The organism is Flavobacterium sp. ACN6 (genome assembly GCF_002304005.1).
GTDB lineage: Bacteria > Bacteroidota > Bacteroidia > Flavobacteriales > Flavobacteriaceae > Flavobacterium.
This window is the reverse complement of the sequence record NZ_MRCQ01000014.1, coordinates 74,662-94,758: the sequence shown is the minus strand read 5'-3', so window position 1 is coordinate 94,758 and position 20,097 is coordinate 74,662. Positions and strand designations below refer to the sequence as shown.

General features: G+C 41.6%; 23 protein-coding genes. 18 read left to right on the top strand and 5 right to left on the bottom strand.

Going from position 1 to position 20,097, the window contains the following annotated elements; genetic code table 11:
- Positions 1–34: 34 nt before the first annotated feature.
- From BSF42_RS18645 to BSF42_RS18560, 18 genes are all read left to right on the top strand, one after another.
- Complete coding sequence (locus BSF42_RS18645) at positions 35–739, top strand: hypothetical protein (protein ID WP_095954613.1); 705 nt, start codon at positions 35–37, stop codon at positions 737–739.
- Positions 714–1,415, top strand: a complete 702-nt coding sequence (locus BSF42_RS18640; protein WP_141248482.1) for a hypothetical protein — start codon at positions 714–716, stop codon at positions 1,413–1,415. Before BSF42_RS18645 ends, BSF42_RS18640 begins: the two co-directional genes overlap by 26 nt.
- 478 nt (positions 1,416–1,893) lie before the next feature.
- Positions 1,894–2,337, top strand: coding sequence for a hypothetical protein (locus BSF42_RS18635; protein ID WP_141248481.1), 444 nt, complete (start codon positions 1,894–1,896; stop codon positions 2,335–2,337).
- 127 nt (positions 2,338–2,464) lie between these two features.
- A complete protein-coding gene (locus tag BSF42_RS18630; RefSeq protein WP_095954610.1) occupies positions 2,465–2,803 on the top strand; it encodes a DUF4134 domain-containing protein in 339 nt (112 codons plus the stop codon).
- Positions 2,803–3,114 carry a DUF4133 domain-containing protein gene (locus BSF42_RS18625; protein WP_095954609.1) on the top strand — a complete coding sequence of 104 codons (312 nt, stop codon included), beginning with the start codon at positions 2,803–2,805 and terminating at the stop codon, positions 3,112–3,114. Before BSF42_RS18630 ends, BSF42_RS18625 begins: the two co-directional genes overlap by 1 nt.
- Before the next feature lie 32 nt (positions 3,115–3,146).
- Positions 3,147–5,615 (top strand): TraG family conjugative transposon ATPase, encoded by a 2,469-nt coding sequence (locus BSF42_RS18620; protein ID WP_095954608.1) that lies wholly within the window; start codon positions 3,147–3,149, stop codon positions 5,613–5,615.
- A 30-nt stretch (positions 5,616–5,645) separates the two neighbouring features.
- On the top strand, positions 5,646–6,329 hold the full coding sequence (locus BSF42_RS18615; RefSeq protein ID WP_095954607.1) for a conjugal transfer protein TraI: 684 nt from the start codon (positions 5,646–5,648) through the stop codon (positions 6,327–6,329).
- Between the two features lie 15 nt (positions 6,330–6,344).
- The gene (locus BSF42_RS18610; protein WP_095954606.1) at positions 6,345–6,959 is read left to right on the top strand and encodes a hypothetical protein; all 615 of its coding nucleotides are present in this window, start codon (positions 6,345–6,347) and stop codon (positions 6,957–6,959) included.
- A 10-nt stretch (positions 6,960–6,969) separates the two neighbouring features.
- Positions 6,970–7,602 carry a hypothetical protein gene (locus BSF42_RS18605; protein ID WP_095954664.1) on the top strand — a complete coding sequence of 211 codons (633 nt, stop codon included), beginning with the start codon at positions 6,970–6,972 and terminating at the stop codon, positions 7,600–7,602.
- 70 nt (positions 7,603–7,672) lie between these two features.
- Entirely contained in the window at positions 7,673–8,809 is a 1,137-nt protein-coding gene (gene traJ / locus BSF42_RS18600; protein WP_371616242.1) for a conjugative transposon protein TraJ, read from the top strand.
- 35 nt (positions 8,810–8,844) lie between these two features.
- On the top strand, positions 8,845–9,453 hold the full coding sequence (gene traK / locus BSF42_RS18595; RefSeq protein WP_253251122.1) for a conjugative transposon protein TraK: 609 nt from the start codon (positions 8,845–8,847) through the stop codon (positions 9,451–9,453).
- An 11-nt stretch (positions 9,454–9,464) separates the two neighbouring features.
- Complete coding sequence (locus BSF42_RS18590; RefSeq protein WP_095954603.1) at positions 9,465–9,731, top strand: hypothetical protein; 267 nt, start codon at positions 9,465–9,467, stop codon at positions 9,729–9,731.
- Between the two features lie 7 nt (positions 9,732–9,738).
- Positions 9,739–11,004: a conjugative transposon protein TraM gene (traM, locus tag BSF42_RS18585; protein WP_095954602.1), complete on the top strand. Its 1,266-nt coding sequence runs from the start codon at positions 9,739–9,741 to the stop codon at positions 11,002–11,004.
- Entirely contained in the window at positions 10,985–11,905 is a 921-nt protein-coding gene (traN, locus tag BSF42_RS18580; protein WP_253251121.1) for a conjugative transposon protein TraN, read from the top strand. Before traM ends, traN begins: the two co-directional genes overlap by 20 nt.
- Positions 11,906–11,912: 7 nt before the next feature.
- A complete protein-coding gene (locus BSF42_RS18575; protein WP_253251119.1) occupies positions 11,913–13,052 on the top strand; it encodes a hypothetical protein in 1,140 nt (379 codons plus the stop codon).
- 5 nt (positions 13,053–13,057) lie between these two features.
- On the top strand, positions 13,058–13,369 hold the full coding sequence (locus tag BSF42_RS18570; protein WP_095954601.1) for a hypothetical protein: 312 nt from the start codon (positions 13,058–13,060) through the stop codon (positions 13,367–13,369).
- Positions 13,366–13,704, top strand: a complete 339-nt coding sequence (locus BSF42_RS18565) for a helix-turn-helix domain-containing protein (protein ID WP_095954600.1) — start codon at positions 13,366–13,368, stop codon at positions 13,702–13,704. The genes BSF42_RS18570 and BSF42_RS18565 overlap by 4 nt, the downstream gene beginning before the upstream one ends.
- Positions 13,705–13,882: 178 nt before the next feature.
- Positions 13,883–14,659, top strand: a complete 777-nt coding sequence (locus tag BSF42_RS18560; RefSeq protein WP_095954599.1) for a hypothetical protein — start codon at positions 13,883–13,885, stop codon at positions 14,657–14,659.
- Between the two features lie 496 nt (positions 14,660–15,155).
- Here BSF42_RS18560 and BSF42_RS18555 read toward each other — a convergent pair whose 3' ends face one another.
- The 5 genes from BSF42_RS18555 to BSF42_RS18535 form a co-directional block, all read right to left on the bottom strand.
- Complete coding sequence (locus BSF42_RS18555) at positions 15,156–15,725, bottom strand: YceI family protein (RefSeq protein ID WP_095954598.1); 570 nt, start codon at positions 15,723–15,725, stop codon at positions 15,156–15,158.
- A 121-nt stretch (positions 15,726–15,846) separates the two neighbouring features.
- Positions 15,847–17,652 (bottom strand): amidohydrolase, encoded by a 1,806-nt coding sequence (locus tag BSF42_RS18550; RefSeq protein ID WP_095954597.1) that lies wholly within the window; start codon positions 17,650–17,652, stop codon positions 15,847–15,849.
- A 283-nt stretch (positions 17,653–17,935) separates the two neighbouring features.
- Positions 17,936–18,148: a (4Fe-4S)-binding protein gene (locus BSF42_RS18545; protein WP_095954596.1), complete on the bottom strand. Its 213-nt coding sequence runs from the start codon at positions 18,146–18,148 to the stop codon at positions 17,936–17,938.
- 19 nt (positions 18,149–18,167) lie between these two features.
- A complete protein-coding gene (locus tag BSF42_RS18540) occupies positions 18,168–18,449 on the bottom strand; it encodes a GNAT family N-acetyltransferase (RefSeq protein ID WP_095954595.1) in 282 nt (93 codons plus the stop codon).
- Positions 18,450–18,481: 32 nt separating this feature from the next.
- Entirely contained in the window at positions 18,482–19,528 is a 1,047-nt protein-coding gene (locus BSF42_RS18535; protein ID WP_095954594.1) for an LLM class flavin-dependent oxidoreductase, read from the bottom strand.
- Positions 19,529–20,097: the final 569 nt, after the last annotated feature.

The window sequence follows — 20,097 nt, the reverse complement described above, 5'->3', positions numbered from 1 at the left end:
ATTTGCAATAACCAATTACTAATTTTAAAACATTATGAAGAGAATTATTTCGATTTTAGTTTTAGGAATGTTATTTTCCTGTACTAGTGAAACTGAATCGCCGCAGGCTTCTGCTGATGCGGCAATTATCAGGCTTATGAAGACACCTGATAAAAACAGTTTGAGTCTGGCTGAGCGTAAATCAATTTTGGAACATCTGGAAAAGAACCCGCTGGATGTTAAATATCTGATGCCGGAGGGATATGCAGCAGACAGTCATCAAGTTAAGCCGAATTCCCGAATCACGGCCAAAACAGCTGACTATACTCCAGGAGAATATATGATGGTTAGGGTGTTTCCGGAAGGTGGTCCGGATTTTGGAGGCAGTATAGAGATTACTGGCATTGGAGGTTTTGAAAGGCTTATTTACAGATGGACGCTCGCTCAAAATCTATTAGGGTTATTTGATATCATGTCTTATGAGAACCTTACAGTTTATAATAACGGCCCACTGGGAGCTTATAATTACAGCTATAATATACAATCTGCATATCATGTCGGCAGTGGTCTAACTGGTAATTCAGGTGGATTAGGATGGTCAGAAACTGGCAGAAATGTGGTATATACAAACAATTATTTTTGGTTTTACACAGCCGGAGAATTAATGCAAGGTAATAGTCGATTACCTCTCGCAAAAAACAAAAACGGCAACATCAATTCAATTGTCTATTCAAATGGGACTTATAGTGTGGGGTACTAAGATGAAAGTTTTTTTAATTTCCATTTTTTCCGCTGTCGCTGTGATTGCTGCATTTTTTTTTCTTAAGACAGGGTTTCAAGAAAGCACCAATAAAGGAGCATATGTCATTTCTCTTGAAAGCTGGCATAATGGCCAGAGAATTTTTAAGTTTCCTGAAGACAGTATTTTTGTCAGTGGAGAGCTAGCCATTCAGCAGATAATGCGGCTGGATCAAAACGATTTTAATGGAAAGGTCAGCCTCACGCAGTCTGTAGATAGGTATTATCTTATTGATTTTAATAGAGGGCTTTTTAAAGATATAGGAAGCGATTTGGAACAGCAGACCGAAAAAATCCCGTGGAAAGGTCTCAGCGAGAAGAAATATGGAACTAACTTCCGGGCTGATCTGCATTTTAATGAAAATTTTAAAGTAAAGGATACCCTCTGGGAAGGAAAGAATTTGAAAAACATTAGCTATACTGCTGACAACAGGGAGCAATATGATATACTGCTGGAGCAGTATTCATCAAAAGACAGGCTTCCCATTTTTTACGATGTTATAGAACAGAGATTTAAGGGAAGGGTACTGAAAATGACAACTACCTATCCAGACGATAAGGGAACATTGATTTATACCACGAAATTTGTGTCTCTTAAAAAACATCCTTTACTGGATGCACTGAGCAGATTAAAATAACGTGTAACAGGTTTAGTAAGGATTGTTTTCAGGCAGTCTGTAACATAATCCATAAAGAAGGAGAACAATACTGTTCTCCTTCTTTTTCTTATAACTGGAGAGCTGTTAGGATGATTGTAATAAGTCCAAAAAGCATCTCTGCTTCTTTATAAAACCTTCTGCAGGATTTCTTTTTTCCCCTGCTTCACTTATAAATGCAGGATGTTCCTAAAATAGGCAGGAAAGCAGCTGGGATTGGAATTTATTTCATAGCAGATTCAAATTGATAAATAAATAAGCTTTCTATACTTTATAGATTTAAGGATGAACAGTTACTGTTCGTCCTTTTTTTATAGATGTACCAAAGGTACAAAAGGGTACAGGAAAAGTTGTACTTGCAGTGTGGCCGCATACGCTGTTTCTTTGTGCTATAATCAATCAAATGTACAGGATGATTTTTTTAAACTTTTTTAATGTTCAATTAATAAATCTAAAAATTATGCTATCCAATATTTCATGGAGCAGTTACCTAAGTGCTGTTGTAATTTTTGCTGCAGTCTGGTACGGCTTTTTAATCTATAAATATTATCTGGGAAATCTTAAGAATATTTTCCAAGGAAAGATGAAACAGTCTTTTGGAGAAAAGGATTTGAAATCGAAGTCAGGTCCGTTTTCTGAATTCAAGGAATCTTTTAGTACTCTGGAAGATGCAGAGGAATTGTATGATAAGCTTTTAACGGTATTTACTGAAAGTGATGCTGGAGGATTATCCAAGGCGGCATTCAAGAATTACATCCGCTTTATCCTTTTGGAATATCCGTTTGTAAAGCAGTCTGCGCTTCGCGGTAAAATCAATTCACTTGTGGTTTTGGAAAGTGCAAAATATCCTGAACTGCTGTTGACTTTATCGGAGATGGACAGTTTGTGGGAGGAAGAAGTATAAAAAATAAGCAGAGGAATATCCCCTGTTCAGTCTAGTGCGGTATGGCGGAAGTGACAAGGAGATAGAGTTTGAAACAGCGGTATTTCTCTGCTTTTATTCAAGTAACAATTTAATAAAAAAATGTGAGATGAAAAAATGGAATTGGAAATTAAAGAGTTTGTGGAGAAGGATAAAGCGAGTAGGTGCTTCGTTAGTGCTGGGTTTGTTTTTTAGTACTGCTCTTTACAGTCAGGATGGTGTGGCGGGGATTAATGAAGCCAACCAGAAAGTTAGAAGTTATTTTGATGCAGGAACTGAACTGATGTATGCCGTGGGAGCTATACTGGGGCTTATCGGGGCTGTTAAAGTATACCAAAAATGGAATGCAGGGGATCCCGATACGGGTAAAGTAGCGGCAGCCTGGTTTGGAAGCTGTGTGTTTTTAGTAGTGGTGGCTACGGTGATCAAATCGTTCTTCGGCGTGTAATGGTAAGTGTTTACTCGATTAATAAAGGTATTAATCAAAGCATTGAATTCAAGGGGTTAAAAGCACAGTATATCTGGTATTTAGGCGGCGGTGTTGTAGGGCTTTTAATTCTATTTGCTGTGCTCTATATCATCGGTCTGCCGTCGCTTTTGTGTGTATTTGTAATTGGAGCTTCGGGAGGTTTTCTGGTATTTAAGATCTATCGAATGAGCAATCAGTACGGTGAGCATGGCATGATGAAAGCGCTTGCTTTCAAGCAGCTTCCAAAATGCATTAAGGTGTACAGCAGGGCTGTATTTATAAAGCTATAGCTGTAGAGCGTTAATTAGTTAAAAAGAGGGAGATGGAGAAGAGGATGGAAGACGTACTGCCGATTATGGCAGTGGAGCATGATTGTATAGTGTCGAAGCAGGGAGATATAACCGTGGTATTTAAGGCAGAGCTGCCGGAGATTTTTACCTTGTCGGATCAGGATTATGAAGCTTTTCACCAGTGCTGGATCAAGGCTTTAAAAGTGCTTCCCAAACATTGTGTATTTCACAAGCAGGACTGGTTTTTAGAAAAAGGGTATAAGGCAGATTTTTCAAGTGCTGACAGCAGTTTTTTAACGCGGAGCAGTGAGCGGTTTTTTAATGAAAGGCCATTTCTGGAGCATTCCTGTTATATCATGCTGACCAAGAAACCTTCGGGCAGGAAAAATTCCAGCTCGTTATTTTCCAGCCTTATTAGAAGTAATCTGGTGCCTGAACAGACTTTAAAAGTAAATTTAGTGCAGGACTTTATAGACTGTACGGGGCAGTTTAAAAGAATCATGGAAGACAGTGGTTTTGTGAAGCTTTCCAGGGTGCCGGGCAGTCAGCTGTCCAGTGAGAACCGAAGTATGGGGCTTATTGAAAAGTACTGCTTTCTTTCCGAGAAGGACGAATCCTTTGTTTTTAAGGATATCAAATTTGACGAAGGACTTTCAGTGGGTGATAAACACTGCCAGCTTTTTACTTTGGGAGATGCGGCGGATCTGCCTTCTTTGTGCGGTTCCAGGATTAATTATGACCGCTACTGCACCGATAAGACCAAATTCAGTGTGGGTTTTGCTTCCACACTCGGACAGCTCTTATCGTGTAATCATATTTACAATCAGTATATTTTTATAGAAGATGCGCAGAAGACCATTCAGAAGCTCGAGAGTAAAAGGCTCCGCCTGCAGTCCTTGTCTGCTTACAGCAGAGCCAATATAACCGCCAGGGATGCTACAAATGATTTTCTCAATGAAGCGGTGTCCCAGCAGCGCCTGCCTGTTAAGGCGCATTTCAATTTGCTGGCCTGGAGCAGCTGTAAGGAAGAATTGAAGGATATCAAGAACAAAGTATCCTCGGCACTGGCACAGATGGATGCGGCAGGGAAGCAGGAAACGGTCGGGGCGCCCCAGATTTACTGGGCAGGAATGCCGGGCAATGCCGCTGATTTTCCAATGAATGATACTTTTGATACGTTCGTGGAGCAGGCGGTCTGTTTTCTGAATATGGAAACAGGCTACCGTTCTTCTTTGAGTCCGGTAGGGATTCGTCTGGGAGACCGTTTGACGGGAAAACCCGTTCATGTGGACATCAGTGATGAGCCGGTAAAGATGGGGATCTGCACCAACCGCAATAAGTTTATACTAGGTCCTTCTGGAAGCGGTAAGTCTTTTTTTACCAATCATATGGTCAGAAGTTATTACGAGCAGGGAACCCATATTGTACTGGTAGATGTCGGCCACAGTTACAAAGGTTTATGCGATATGGTTAAGGGGTATTACTTTACCTATGATGAAAAGAACCCGATCCGGTTTAATCCTTTTTATATCTCGGAAGGCGATACGCTGGATACCGAGAAAAAAGAAAGTATTAAGACCCTTCTTTTAGCACTGTGGAAAAAAGATGATGAAACTTTTAACAGGAGTGAATACGTGGCGCTGTCCAATGCGCTGCAGTTATACTTTGAAAAGCTGGATATTGACCGTGCTATTTTTCCATGTTTTGACAGCTTTTATGAATTCCTGAAAGAGGATTTTGTATCGATTTTATCGGATGATAAGGTAAAGGAAAAGGACTTTGATATGAGCAACTTTCTTTATGTACTGCGTCCGTATTACAAAGGAGGAGAGTTTGACTACCTTTTAAATGCCACGGAGAATCTGGATCTGCTGCAGGAAAGGTTTCTTGTGTTTGAACTTGATAATATCAAGGATCATCCAATTCTTTTTCCCGTGGTGACCATTATCATCATGGAGGTGTTTATCAGCAAGATGCGAAAGCTCAAAGGCATTCGTAAAATGATCTTAATTGAAGAGGCTTGGAAGGCTATTGCTAAGGAGGGTATGTCCGATTACATCAAGTATTTATTTAAGACCGTGCGTAAGTTCTTTGGGGAGGCTATAGTGGTAACCCAGGAGGTGGAAGATATTATTTCTTCCCCTGTAGTCAAGCAGGCTATCATCAATAACAGCGACTGCAAGATCCTTCTGGATCAGAGCAAATACCAGAATAAGTTTGACCAGATCCAGGAGCTATTGGGGCTTACCGAAAAAGAAAAAGCATTGGTGTTATCGGTTAACAAGGCCAATGATCCCGATAAGAAATACAAGGAAGTATTTATTTCGTTGGGCAGTATGTTATCCAAGGTGTACCGTGTTGAAGTGTCACTCGAAGAATATCTGGCCTATACCACTGAGGAAAGCGAGAAAGTGAAGATGAATGCCTATGCTTCGAAGTTTGGCGGTGATATTAAAAAAGGCATCGCAGCACTGGCTGATGAGATGAGAAATGGTAAGTAAGGAGTTTTTTTTAAAAAAAAGGAAGTGAATATGAAAAGGAAATTTGTTATCAGTTTGGTCTGTCTGCTGCTGGCTGGTACTCCGGCAAGACCAGCCAATAGTAAGGCGGTGATTCCCATTTTGGAAATCGTAAAAACGGTAACCAAAAAAGTAATCAAGGCTATTGATCTTCGGATTCAGAAACTGCAGAATAAAACCATCTGGCTTCAGAATGCCCAGAAGCAGGTGGAGAATGTGCTCTCTAAATTAAAGCTCGATGAAATCTCAGACTGGACCCAGAAGCAGAAAGAGCTGTACAGGGGCTATTATGAAGAACTTTCGAAGGTAAAATCAATTATAACCTACTACCAGAGGATAAAAGAAATTACCCAGAAGCAGACCCGGCTGGTTGCCGAATACGAGAGAGCCTGGAAGCTTTTTCAGCAGGATCCTCACTTTAGCGGTAATGAGATTCAGTATATGGAAAAGGTGTACTCGGGCATACTGGAAGAAAGTTTGAAGAATATCGATCAGATCTTTTTGATACTCGATTCTTTTACCACCCAGATGAGTGATCTCAAAAGGCTGGAGATTATAAACAAAGCCGCAGATCAGATTGATTCGAACTACGATGATTTGATTTTGTTCAACCAGCAGCATGTACTGCTGAGCCTGCAAAGGGCAAAGACTGCTGCTGATGTAAATCAGGTCAAACAATTTTACGGAATTCCATAATACAGGGGAAATAGCATGAAAAAAGTGATTTTAGTTTTGATGGTACTGCTGTTTTTGCAGCAGGCCGTTTTATCGCAGGCCAAGCAGCGAAAGGAACTGCTGCTTCAGATTGGGGCGCTTCAGGTGTATATGGATTATGCCACTAAAGGATACTCGGCGGTATCCAAAGGGCTGCATTTTATTGGTGATGCCAAGAGAGGGGAAGTGAAACTGCACGGAGATTATTTTACTTCTCTTATGAAGATTAACCCTAAAGTTCAGCAGTATTGGAAGACAGCCGAGATTATTGCTTTGCAGTTTCAGATTATAAAAGCCTGCAGAAAGACCTATACCGATCTTAAGGGCAGTGACCTGTTTCACGGCAGTGAACTGGAGTACATTGCGCGGTCATTTGAAAGACTGCTTGAGAATTGCAGCAGGACACTTGATGCACTGCTGGTCATGACAAGCGATTCCAAAGTGGAACTTAAGGATAATGAGCGCTTAGCGCGTATTGATGCGCTTTATGAAATGATGCTTGCGGATTATAATTTCTGTATTGCTTTTAGTAAGGAAGCCAGACTGCTTTGGATTTCAAAAGCAGGAGATCAAAAAGATTCCAGGGATTTGAATGGTATTTACGGATTATAAAGGGAAAGAGATGAAAAAGATAGTGATGATTATGATGCTTATTGGTTTTGGATGTTTTACCAACAGGGCAGGGGCACAGTCCGCGGAGATCCAGCAGCTGCTTTTAAACATTGAAAAGCTGTCGCAGTTTAAAAAGATTTTAAGTGATATGAAAAAAGGCTATGAGCTGCTCTCGGGAGGATACAAAGCCGTTAAGGATATGTCCGAAGGTAATTTCAGTCTGCATAAAACTTTTTTAGATGCCCTAATGCAGGTCAGCCCTGCGGTGAAGAATTATAAAAGAGTGGCAGAGATAGCAGATTTTCAGATTCAATTGACAAGGGAAAGTAAAAGTGGACTCAGGCGTTTTAAGTCAGGGAGTTTTTCAGTGCAGGAGATCAATTATTTTGAAAAGGTATATGCGAATCTTTTAAGCCAGAGCCTGCGCAATCTTGATGAGCTTCTGATGGTGGTCACCGCCGACAAGCTCCGGATGTCAGATGATGAGAGGCTCCAGGCCGTGGATAACATTTATCTGCAGATGCAGGACAAACTGTTATTCCTTCGCACTTTCAATCGGGAATCCAGCGTGCTGGTGCTCCAGAGAGCCAAGGAGACAGCAGAGGTTTATGCTTCGAGATCTTTTCAGGAATTAAAAAACTAAAGGGATGGATCGTTATACTTTTTTAAAGAGATTTTTGTTCCTGCTTGTCTTATTGCTGGTGCCTTGTCTGATGCGGGGGCAGGGACTTGGGGAGGAGATGCAGAGCCTGCACTCGGTATTAGACCAGCTCTATGAGGAGATGATGCCTTTATGCAGTAACCTTATTGCAGTGGGGCAGGGTATAGCGGGATTTGGAACGATCTGGTATATCGCTTCTCGTGTCTGGCGTCATATTGCCAATGCAGAGCCGATAGATTTTTATCCCTTGTTCCGTCCTTTTGCAATCGGGTTCTGTATCCTGATTTTTCCTTCTGTGCTGGCTTTGATTAACGGGGTGATGAAACCCACTGTAACGGCAACTGGTGCTATGGTGGCGGGATCCAATAATGCAGTGGCGGTGCTTTTGAAAGAAAAGGAAAAGGCCGTCAAGCAGACCGATCCGTGGAAAATGTATGTAGGGGTCACCGGAACAGGAGATCGCGACAGGTGGTACAAATATACCCATGATGAAGATCCATCGGATGAAAGTATGCTGGCAGGAATTGGCAATGATGTGAAGTTTGCGATGGAGAAAGCTTCTTATAATTTTAGAAATTCCGTTAAGGAATGGCTAAGTGAGGTGCTTCGGGTTTTGTTCGAAGCTGCGGCCTTGTGTATTGATACGCTTCGGACATTCCAGCTTGTGGTGCTTTCCATTTTGGGACCGCTCGTATTTGGACTGGCGGTATTTGACGGCTTTCAGCATACCCTTACCGTATGGCTGGCCCGGTATATCAATATTTACCTCTGGCTTCCCGTGGCCAATATCTTTGGAAGCATTATTGGAAAGATTCAGGAGCTCATGCTCAAACTGGATTTATCACAGGTGCAGAGCACGGGTGATACTTTTTTCAGCAGGACCGATACTGCATTTTTGATTTTTATGATAATCGGCATTATAGGATACTTCACAGTGCCTTCGGTAGCCAATTACATAGTGCATGCTGGAGGAGGCAGTGCATTGGGACAGAAAGTAACCACTTTGTTTGCCGGTTCGGCTGCATCAGTGGTTTCTAAAACCGCACAGGGAGCCGGAATGGTTAAAGATATGATGGGAGATGCTGATGCGAGGATGAATCAAAGCATGGCCTCTACCGCTGGAAGCAGTCCTTATTTTAAGGAGCAGGGAGATTATAAAAGCGATAAGCTCAGGGGAAATTCCAAATAAATTCAATTTAAAAAACACGGCTCATGTTTACCAAAATGAAAAATATAGATACTGCTTTTAGATATATCAGGGGCTTTACCCTGCTGGTAGTTTTAGGATGTGTTGTGATCTGCTGTTTTACGCTTTATAAAAGCTTTGAATCGGTAACCCTGATGCAGGATAAGGTGTATATACTGGCCAATGGCAAAGCTTTAGAAGCGTATGGTTCAGAGCGGAAGGATAATGTAGCGGTGGAAGCGCGGGATCATGTGAAAACCTTTCACAAGCTTTTTTTCAGTCTTGATCCTGATGACAAGGTCATTAAAACCAATGTAACCAAAGCCCTTTATCTGGCAGATGACAGCGCTAAGCGGGTGTATGATGATCTGAAAGAAAACGGTTTTTATTCGGGAATTATATCAGGGAATATCAGCCAGACCGTTCAAATTGACAGTGTGGCGGTTGATATCGGGGAATATCCGTATCGTTTCAGCTGTTATGCCCGCCAGCATATTATTCGAACCACCAGCATTTTAAAAAGAAGCCTGATCACGCAGGGAAGCCTGCGTAATGTATCAAGAAGCGATAATAACCCGCACGGGTTTTTAATTGAGCGCTGGACGACTTTGGAGAATAGGGATTTAGGGGTGGAGAACAGAAAGTAAAATGATAGGATATGAACTCAATGTTTAACAAGCAGGAAGAGCGTAAGGCTGTGGTTAGTTCTTCCTGGTATGCTGCTGCTCAAAAAAGATGGGCAGAACAGTTAGGAAGTTGGACAGAAGGATTTTCCAGAAGGACACTGCTTTGGCTGCTGGTTTTGTTTGTAGTGCTGTCTGGGAGTTTCTTTCTCTGTACTGTTTATATATCGTTCTCTGAAGCTGGTTCTTCAGGCGGTTATAAAACGGTTATATTAAAAATTAAATCGATCAATTCAAAATAATACTATCATGGAAAAAACAATTTCTATACAGGAAGCCAGAAAGCGCAAACTGCTTTTGGTGCTTCCCGTGATTACACTGCCTTTTATTACTTTTTTATTTTACATACTCGGAGGAGGCAGGGCAGAGGCACAGTTTGATGAAAAGCAGCTGCACGGCGGCTTCAATTTTAAGCTTCCCATTCCCAAGTTTCAGGAAGATGCTGCGCTGGATAAAATGAGTTATTACGATCAGGCAGCAGTGGATTCCATTAAGCGCCAGGAACAGATTAAAAAAGATCCTAATTATTTACGGGTGGGGCTTGTTGATTCTTTGGATTTTACGTCTGTTGATTTGCAGGCGCGTCGTTTTGGTACTGGGACTTCAGGTCTGAATCCAATAGCTCTTCAGGACAGAAAGGAGCAGAAGGTGTATGCTAAACTGCAAGCGCTTCAAAAGGCAATCAGTGCGCCTGCTTCGGGAAATAGTTACGGGCAGGATATGCGGGAGTTTGAACATTACAGCTCTGAGAGTCCAGAGATCAAGAACTTGGAAAAAATGATGTCTTCTCTGGGTTCGGTGCAGGAACCTGATCCCGAACTGCAGCAGCTTGGAGGCATGCTGGAGAATATACTGGACATTCAACATCCTTCGCGGGTAGAGCAAAGGCTCAAGCAGTCTTCAGAGAGCACGAAAGGGAAGATATACTCGGTCCAGAAAAACAAACAGGAGCATACGGTCAGCTCACTTCAGGAGCATGCTAATGCTGTCCATTCTTTAAAATCGAATGCCTTTTATGCGCTGGATGAAGAGCCATCCCCTGAAGAAATGCAGAATGCTCTTGAGGCGGTCGTTCATCAGACCCAGACCCTTGTTAACGGATCGGTGGTGAAATTAAGACTGACCCATGATATTGTGCTGCAGGGAACTGTAATCCCGAAAAACACTTTTCTTTTTGGAACAGCCATGTTAAAAGGGGAAAGACTTGAGGTTAAAATTGCTAACATCCAATTCAGGAATTCCATTTTTGCTGTTGCCCTTGCCCTTTATGACAGGGACGGCATTAATGGGATTTACATTCCAGGAGCTTTGGGCAGGGATGTCGCCAAAGCCTCTGCTGACCGCTCGATACAGTCGGTGGGGCTTTCCGGGATTTCAGACTCGTGGGGAGCGCAGGCAGCGGGAATGGGAATCGAGGCGGCCAAGAGTCTGATGAGTAAAAAGGTAAAACTCATAAAAGTGGTGGTCAAAGCAGGATACCAGGTGCTTTTATACGATGAAAAACAAAAGAATTAAATTTTTAAAAATCTTAAAAAGAGCTGCTATGAAATTGTTGAAAAGAATGAATCATTTGTTTGTATGGGGTTTACTGCTGGTTTTTGTGTCAGCTCGCCCACAGGGTGAAGCCAGGGAGGGTGTTTTTAATGAAGACCAGTACCAGAACCTCCAGATTGGATATTCTAAGACGACCAGCATCGTTTTTCCTTATCCAATTAAAAGCATCGATAAGGGAAGTGCCGATGTGTTGGTGCAGAAAGCGGGCGGCGTGGAGAACATACTGCTGGTTAAAGCCGCGAAGCAGTATTTTTTGCATACCAATCTCACGGTTGTAACCGCAGACGCCAAATTATATGTCTTTTTGCTGAACTATAATGAAGACTGCCCCGATTTAAATATAAAGGCAGTAAATGTGCTGGCAGCGAGTAAAGAGGTATTGTTTTCCTTGGAGAACGATAATCAAAAGCAGATAGAACAGCTGGCTTCCCTTGCGGTATTGAAAAAGAAAAAGACCAGCGGTTTAAAAAAGTCAAAGTATCAGATCAGTCTGGAGGTCAACGGTATTTTTATTAATGGGGATGTATTGTATCTGCGCGTTGTATTGGAGAATAAATCCAAGATTAACTATGATGTTGATCAGTTTCGTTTTTTTATCAGGGACCAGAGAAAATCAAAACGCACCGCCTCGCAGGAAATTGAACTGGAGCCGCTGTATGACAGTGCATCTGATTTGGTGATTCCTTATGAGTCTAAAGTCATTAAAGTTTATGCACTGGAGAAATTTACCATCCCGGAGAATAAGTATTTGACACTGCAGCTCATTGAGAAGAACGGCGGTCGTCATTTGGAGCTCAATGTTAGTAATAGTCTGACCGATAAAGTTATTCCTATAGGGGAATTCAGCACTGAGCCTTTTTAGTTCTATCATGATTGTAAATAGTAGTGACTTAGAAATACTGGCAGCTATTGCTGCAGACAAGCAGACCATAGGGTATCAGTATACCGTTTTTCCGCTGCATCAGATATCGGATTTTGGGACCCTTGAGTTTTTTGAAACGCCATTGAAAGCAAGAGAATGCTGTTTAGAGAAGTCGAATGCTGTGGAGCAGTATCAATGGATGCCGATTGCTTCTATGAGAGGTGATTTAAAAATAGTTATAGAGAGCGGTATTACCACCTCCAATGAGGTATTGGTATTGGATCTTACGTCCTATGCAAGGCTTTTGCGGGACAGCAGTGAAATAGTAGAAAACAATTTAAATACAAACGTTATGAATCAGAAAAATTTAGAATTTTTAGCCGATCAGATTAAATACACCGGCTTTGGAGAAACACTGCAGGGGGTATTGAAAGAGAAAATGGAAAAAGGAGAAAAGGAATTTACCATCCCGCATGAAGCGAAATTTGACAACGGGACTTTGTCTTCGGAGCTGTCTTTTAAAAAGTCAGACCAGAGTGATTTGTATTTCTTTAATTCCTATAAGGCTGTACTGCAGAAAGAAGGCGCGGCGCATGCACCCGAGCAGATTTTTTATGTCAGTAAGGACAATACCTTTACCATGAAAGAAGCCTTTAACCTTTTGGATGGAAGAGCGGTGAACAAAGATCTCAAAAACAAGCAGGGAGAGGTGTATAATTCCTATGTTCAATTGGATTTCAAGGACGCTGAGCCTAATGGGAACTTCAAGATGAACCATTACCACCAGAACTATGGATTTGATTTAGAAGCCGCTTTGTCTAAACATTCGATCAAAGAGCTGGAGACCCCGAAATTCAAGGAAGATCTTTTAAATTCATTGAAAAAAGGAAACCTGCAGTCCGTTACTTTTGTGGTGTCTGGTGTCGAGAGTAAACACTATGTGGAAGCCAATCCGCGTTTTAAAACCGTTAATGTGTATGATACAAATATGCAGCGCATTAACCACCGTGAAAGCAAAGAGGAGAAGCTGCAGCAGGGGCAGGAGAAATCGGTATCCAAAAAGCAGGCGAAAGATCTGGACGGTGAGCCTGAAGCCGCGGGGCAGAAGGAAAGTAAAAAAAGAAAGGTGAAATCCCAATCCATGTGACACTTATGGAAAGTATAAAACCCTTATCGGATTTCTTTTCGGTGATTGAACAGGATTACCGGATCAGCAGTACCCATATTGCCATTTATGCGGCACTGCTTCGGTATCGATCCCTTAAGGGTTTTATCAATCCTGTTGAAGTATTCCGGCAGGAACTTGCACCGATTGCCAAGATATCCTCCAAATACACCTACCATAAATGCATGCATGAACTGCATGAATACGGCTACCTGCGTTATGAGCCTTCTTTTAAAAAGACAAGAGGCAGCCGGATTTATTTTTTTGATTTTGAACTGCGTAATATTGAACTGTTATGAAACCCTTTACCTTTGAAGATCTTCCTAATATCCTGGGGACGCTTTCCATGCGGATGGAGAATATGGAGCGGCTTTTGAAAGAGATACAGCAAAAACAAAGCGCTGAGCCTGCAGATGCAGGGCTGATGAGTATTATCGAGGCATCTAAACTATTGAAGCTTTCGGTGGCTACCATTTACTCCAAGGTATGCAGAAACGAGATTCCGGTCAGCAAGCAGGGCAAGAAGCTGTATTTTCTGCGATCTGAATTGCTGGACTGGATTAAGGCAGGGCGGATTAAGACTGTAAATGAGATGCGGCAGGAGGTTGATAAGAGATTTAAATCACAATTTTAAATAGTGGGGAGTAAGGTAATATTTTTTGCGTTTAAACGCTGTATCTTGTTAATATTGTGTATCTTAGTGATCGTTATGATTTTTTTTACAAAGGGCCAATGATGCTTATACTTAAGTTATTGGCTCTTTTTTTTATTGTTTTCAAATTTCATATTCTGTAACTTAAAATAGCTGAACTATGGCCAAAGTCGATACCCCCGATGCAGATGATTCCTCTGATAAATTTAAGGAACAGCATAATGATTTGGTATTCTCGTACCTGACACTGCGAAATCTTATTGGATTCAGCGGTCTGCTTCTTCCGGTGGTTTTGTCGGTATTTCCCAGACGGCCTTCTGATTATTACGGTTTTGAACCCTCCATTAGTGATTATTATTATACAGACCGCGGTGACATATTAGTGGTAGTGCTGTGCGTTTTAGGAACACTGCTTATTACCTATAAAGGCTACGACTGGAAGGAACAGTTATTGACTTTCACTGCAGGGATCTGCGGTATGGGAGTTGCCTTTGTGCCTACTGTGAAAGACTGCCTGGAGTGTAAGTACAGTGTGCATACCGGCACTGGTGGAGTATTTGATTTTATTTCGGGAAGGTGGCAGCATTTTGTTTTGGCCGCAGTTTTTTTATGCTGTCTGGCTGTAATGTCGCTGGTATTTTTTGTAAAGAAAGATGAAAAAATTCCGATTCGATCAGCTGATGGATCCCTGACCCAGAAGGGAAAGCGCAATATTGTTTTTAAGATATGCGGCTGGGTGATTATTGCCTGTCTGCTTATTATGGGGATCTATTTTATTGCGGAATGGAAATTTGAAAAGTTCCCTTTTGTTTTTATTTTTGAATCCATTGCTGTAATTGCCTTTGGTGTTTCCTGGATTACCAAAGGGCAGACCTTACTGCCTGATGGAGAGCATTATATAATTAAGGGACTTCATAAAATCAAGGGGGTGTTGTAAAGTGGTTTTTCTTTCTCATTAACTGCATTAATTTTGCAGGTTTTAATCTTGTACCTTATTTGTACCTGATGACTGCTTAATACGAATGAATGCTGGATAGTGACTTACTGCACCTGTAATTAAATATTAATGATTAGCTGCAGATTCGAACCTAACAGTTGGATCGGCTACCATAACTCGTTTTCTATTTTAGAATATTAGTATGCCACGATTCTGCCACGAAACTTCAGCCTGTAAAATATTTTTAGAAAACAGCCTTAAGTTTTTGTGGCAAAAAAGGTATCCACTCCAAACACATTGTGCCACGATTCTGCCACAAAACTTAAAACTTGTGCAGTATTTTTAGAAAAAGCCGTAGTTTTTGTGGAAGAATTGATATTAAATCCATCAGTTGTGTACTAAGTTTCTGCAGCAAAACTTTATAGGAATAATATCTTTAAGAAACCGCCTTAATTTTTTGCGGCAAAATAGGTATCCGCTACAGCTACATTGCAGCTTACTGCAGCTGTAATTCAGTATCTACGATGATAAAAACGTCATTTCCGACCAATGACGCAGGAAACTTGCTGCCTATTTTGAAATCAGAACGATGGATCGTACCGGTAATTTGAAAGCCTGCCGTTCTTTTTTTTGTTATTGGATTGTTTAGGTTACCATTGTGTACCAGTACTACGGTAACCTGCTTGCTTATATTATGCATCGTTAAAACTCCGGTAACGGAATATTTATTGTCAATGATTCTTGTCAGGGATTTGCTTTTAAACTGGATAGTAGGATAGTTTTCCGCATCAAAGAAATCCTTATCTTTCAGATGTTTATCACGCGCTTCTACCTCTGTATCAATAGAGGCGGTTTCAGCCCTTAATTCTATAGTAGCATCACTAAAATCCGGCTTTGCTGCTTTAATGTCTATCTCAAAGTTTTTAAAGATGCCGTTTACCTCTGAGATTAGCATATGTTCTATTCTAAAACCCAATCTCGAATGTTCTGGGTCGCTTTTCCAATTTTGTGCCGTAATGCACAGCGTTGTCATAACCAGAAAAAAAGTTAATTTAAATGTTTTCATATATCGAATTTTGCAGTCGAAAGACAGTACTAATTTTGATTAGTATTGTCTTTCATGAAAGTTGGCCAAAAATTAGCTAATCAGTTAGTTAGGAATGTGTATGGACTCTTAATCGTACATTTTAATTCTTGGCTTGATAATACCCGCCGAAATAGTTGAATGGTGACCAGACAGGTAATGTTTCAGGTAATTTCGGAGACAGGCTGCTGTATTGATCTGCGCCGAATACCACTCTGCCATCCACTACGGTTAATAAAGAGGAAATGGTTTGTATTTCGTCATCCGCAATGGTAAAATAATCTTTGTTAAGTATGACGAAATCTGCGAAATGTCCCGGAATTATTTTTCCCATTTCTCTCTCTTGGTCTTCAAACCAGGTCGGCGCGACTGTAAATAATTGTAATGCTTCTTCCCTTGTTAACCGATTATTTTTTGCAAGTATTTCAGTGCCTGCTACCGATTTTCCTGTCGTCATCCAGCTTATACCAATCCAAGGGTTAAAGGAAGCTACCCTAAAGGCATCGGTGGTCATTGTAAGTGGAACACCGCTGTCATACAACTCGCGTAATTTTGGGGTTTGTAATGCTTTCTGCACTCCGTAGGTTTTGATAAACCCGTCGCCGTGCATGGCCATTTTCGTATCCAGTGCAATACCGCCGCCAAGTTTTTTTACCCTGGCAGCATTCGCAAGAGATATTGTTTCGGCATGCTCAATGCTCCAGCGTAAACCATCCAAAGGTGTGTTTTTATTGATAGCTTCGAGTTCGTCAAGAAAAGGCGTAATATTTTCATCGTAACTAATATGCATGCGAAAAGGAATTCCTTTCTCAACAAGTTTGGTAATGTCTTCTTTGATGTAACGGTGCATTATTTCCTTATCGATAACTACTGCAGGTCTGTCGAAATTCTCATGGTCGTGCAGCTCCACTCGAAGCAATTCGCCGGCACCTTCATATTCATGACCATGCGCCATGGTCGGGTGCAGGTTCTCTCCCGGACTTATAGGGGATTTTTTTGTTACCGCGTTAATTTCTGCATCTACCAGACTAGCGTTGTTGGAATCACCAAATTGAAGATCAATGAATGGCATTCTTACATTTAAACGTTTTTCCTTGGCCAGTTGCTGAATTTGAGTATGTCCATAAGGATAGCCGACCAAAGCGGCCCCATCAAGAGCTGAAGTCACTCCAAAGCGGTTCAGGCTGTTTATCGTATTTGTAATTGAACTAAGCTGCTCATCACTTGAAGGCTGCGGCACCATGGATTCCAGTGCGATAAACGTAAAGGTAAACCCATCGACAATCCCCGTGAAATTGCCTTTCTTGTCTTTTTCGAAAACCGTGCCAGGCAATGCTGGAAAGCGATCGGTACCCATTCCAAAAGCTTTCATGGCCAATTCATTTAAAAATGCCCGGTTGTACGCATACTGTACAATCGCAGGCCTGTTTGGAACGGCCTTGCGGATTTCTTCGATTGTTGGTAATCGATTTTCTTTAAACTGGTACGGTGACCAGCCACCAATGACTTTTACCCATTGCCCTTCAGGAGTTCGTTTAGCCTGCTCACTTAACATTTCCAATGCTCGTTTCAATGTCGGAACGCCATCCCATCTGACATTGTAGTTATAGCTCCTCTCATTCAATATATGGATGTGGGCATCATTGATACCCGGTATCAGACGTTTACCATCAGCATCGATAACCTTGGTGCTGTTGTTTTTTAATTCCAATATCTCAACGTCCGTTCCCACAGCATAAATTTTACCACGCCTTACTGCAAGTGCTGAAGCTTCGGGTTTGGTTAGGCTTCCAGTGGTGATTTTTGCATTAAACACTATCATATCGGCACCTGCCGCTTGTTCATTGGATTGTGCTCTGCCATTTGCAATACTGATTACAGCTGTTAGGATAATAATTAGTTTTCTCATAATTTACGATTAAAAATTAATTTTATGTAGTCCAGTAATGCATTGAAAGGCACTTGGATCTTAAATTCAAAGTTAATTTTCCCCCAAATGTTAGAAAATGACATTTGACTAAAAATTTAATCGACAAATAGCTATGCATTAGAAATAACAGCGGTTTGGTGACTTACAACAGTAACCCGCAGGAATGTTCTGGGGACGTGCAGGGGAAGTAGTGTGAAAGACCAAATAAATTGTTTTGTGCCATCATTCATTTCCAGTATCGGGTGCTGGGTAAATTTTTGATTTAGGATTCCTTATAAGACAATGCGCCCGACGGACAGTTTTCGATCTGACGCTTCAAGTCCTCTATCGAGGCATTATCACATTCAATCCAAGGTGTTGCCTTCGGGTTGTACACCTGTGGCAGGGTCTTTACGCAAATACCAGCATGGATGCACAGTTTTGGTTTCCAGATTACTAAGAAATCCCCTTTTTTATATTCTTTTATAGTTTCCATAATTTACATAATTGCATAGTTATTTTAATACATCCTTAATATCATCCTGGCTTTTAAACATCGCTGCGGCAAAGGGACACAATGGTATTATTTTTATGTTCTTACCCCTTGCCATCTCCACAATTTTGTATAGCATTGCTTTGCCGACACTTTTTCCCTTGTATTCCGGTTCCACTTCAGTATGGTCAATGATTATCAATTCTTCTCCTGCAATGGAATATGTCATTGCACCAGCTCGTTTCTTATTCTCACGTGCTATTGCATAACCAGCAGTTTCGCGTTCTATTATAGCTACTTCCATAATATTTATTTATTATTATTTGTTTATAAACTTCAGGCTGTCTCATTATTTATGGGCTGCAATGCTTGCTTTAGCAGCGGAATAACTTTTGTTCCGATCAATTCAGTAGCCTGCAGCAATTGCTGATGGGACAGCCCTGCGTTATCCATCTGAAAGGCAAACCGGTCAATACCACCGAGTGCCTTGCTATGCCTAAGTAATTTTTCAACAACCTCTTCCGGACCACCTAATGCCAATACGCCTTTAGGTGCAATTAAAGCATCAAAGCTCGATCTGGTCACTGGCGGCCATCCACGGTCTTTTCCCAGCTTAGTCCATAATTTGGCATAACCGGGGTAATAATCTGCTATAGCCTGCTCAGAACTATGGGCTACGTAACCGGGCGAATGCAGTCCGACCTTGAGATCTTCCGCTGCAAAGCCTGCGATACGTCCCGCTTCGCGGTACAGGTCTACAAGGGGGCGGAAACGTTCGGTTTCCCCGCCAATCACCGCCACCATCAATGGCAATCCCAATGAACCTGCACGCACAAAAGATTCAGGGGTACCGCCAACCCCCAGCCACACAGGCATTTTTTGCTGCAGTGCTCTAGGGTAAACAGGTTGGTTGTCCATTGCGGGCCTGAATTTGCCTGACCATGTCGTAAATTCGTTATCGCGTACTTGAAGTAGTAATTCCAGCTTTTCTGCAAATAGGGCATCATAGTCCTTTAAATCAAAGCCAAAAAGCGGGTAGGCTTCAATTGAAGAGCCTCGGCCTACTACCAGTTCGGCACGGCCTCTGGATATAAGGTCCAGGGTGGCAAAGCTCTGGTACACACGCACTGGATCATCCGTGCTTAGCACTTTCACCGCGCTCCCCAGCAGGATTCGCTTAGTCTTGGCGGCCGCGGCGGCCAGGATGACCTCTGGCGCAGAATCCAGAAAACCCTCTCTATGGTGCTCACCAACACCGAAAAAATCCAGCCCGGCCTGATCGGCCCTGACGATACGTTCCAGCAGCTGGTGCATGACATCTACGCTGCTCAGGTTATCGCTTCCATACATGGCTGAGGCAAAACTGTCTATTCCTATTTCCATATGTATCGTTCTTTGGTTTATTTATTTATTTATTTATTTATTTATTTATGATGGTAAAATTGGATGGTAGTCCGACCGCCGGCAGCATTTGTCTTCCCGCGGCAATAACACTCGTCATTATCAGCCGCGACAGTATGCTCCTGTCCAATTCGATCAATTCTCCTTTCTAGAATTCCATATCATTAAGAACGAAGTTACTCTTGAACAGGACAATCGAAGCTTCAATTTTTCATCATAGGAAAACGCAAAATTTTACCCGTATCAAGACGGATGATACGGTAAATGCTACTATTTCCTGAATCTGTCTATTGTCTCTTTATCGAAAAGTATGTTTACTTTTTTATCACTATATTTTTAGAATGATACGTATATGAAGTAAAAGTTTTCATGCGCAGTGTATTCTTTCTTGCAATTATACTTTGATAGAAAGCCATTAGGATTATTAAACAAAGTTCATGATTGCCTTAGAAACTAAAAATGATCTTTGACGATAAATAAAGTATACAAATGTCTACAAGTATACGAAATAGGCAAACACTACTTATTATGAGCAATATATTAGGTGTCCT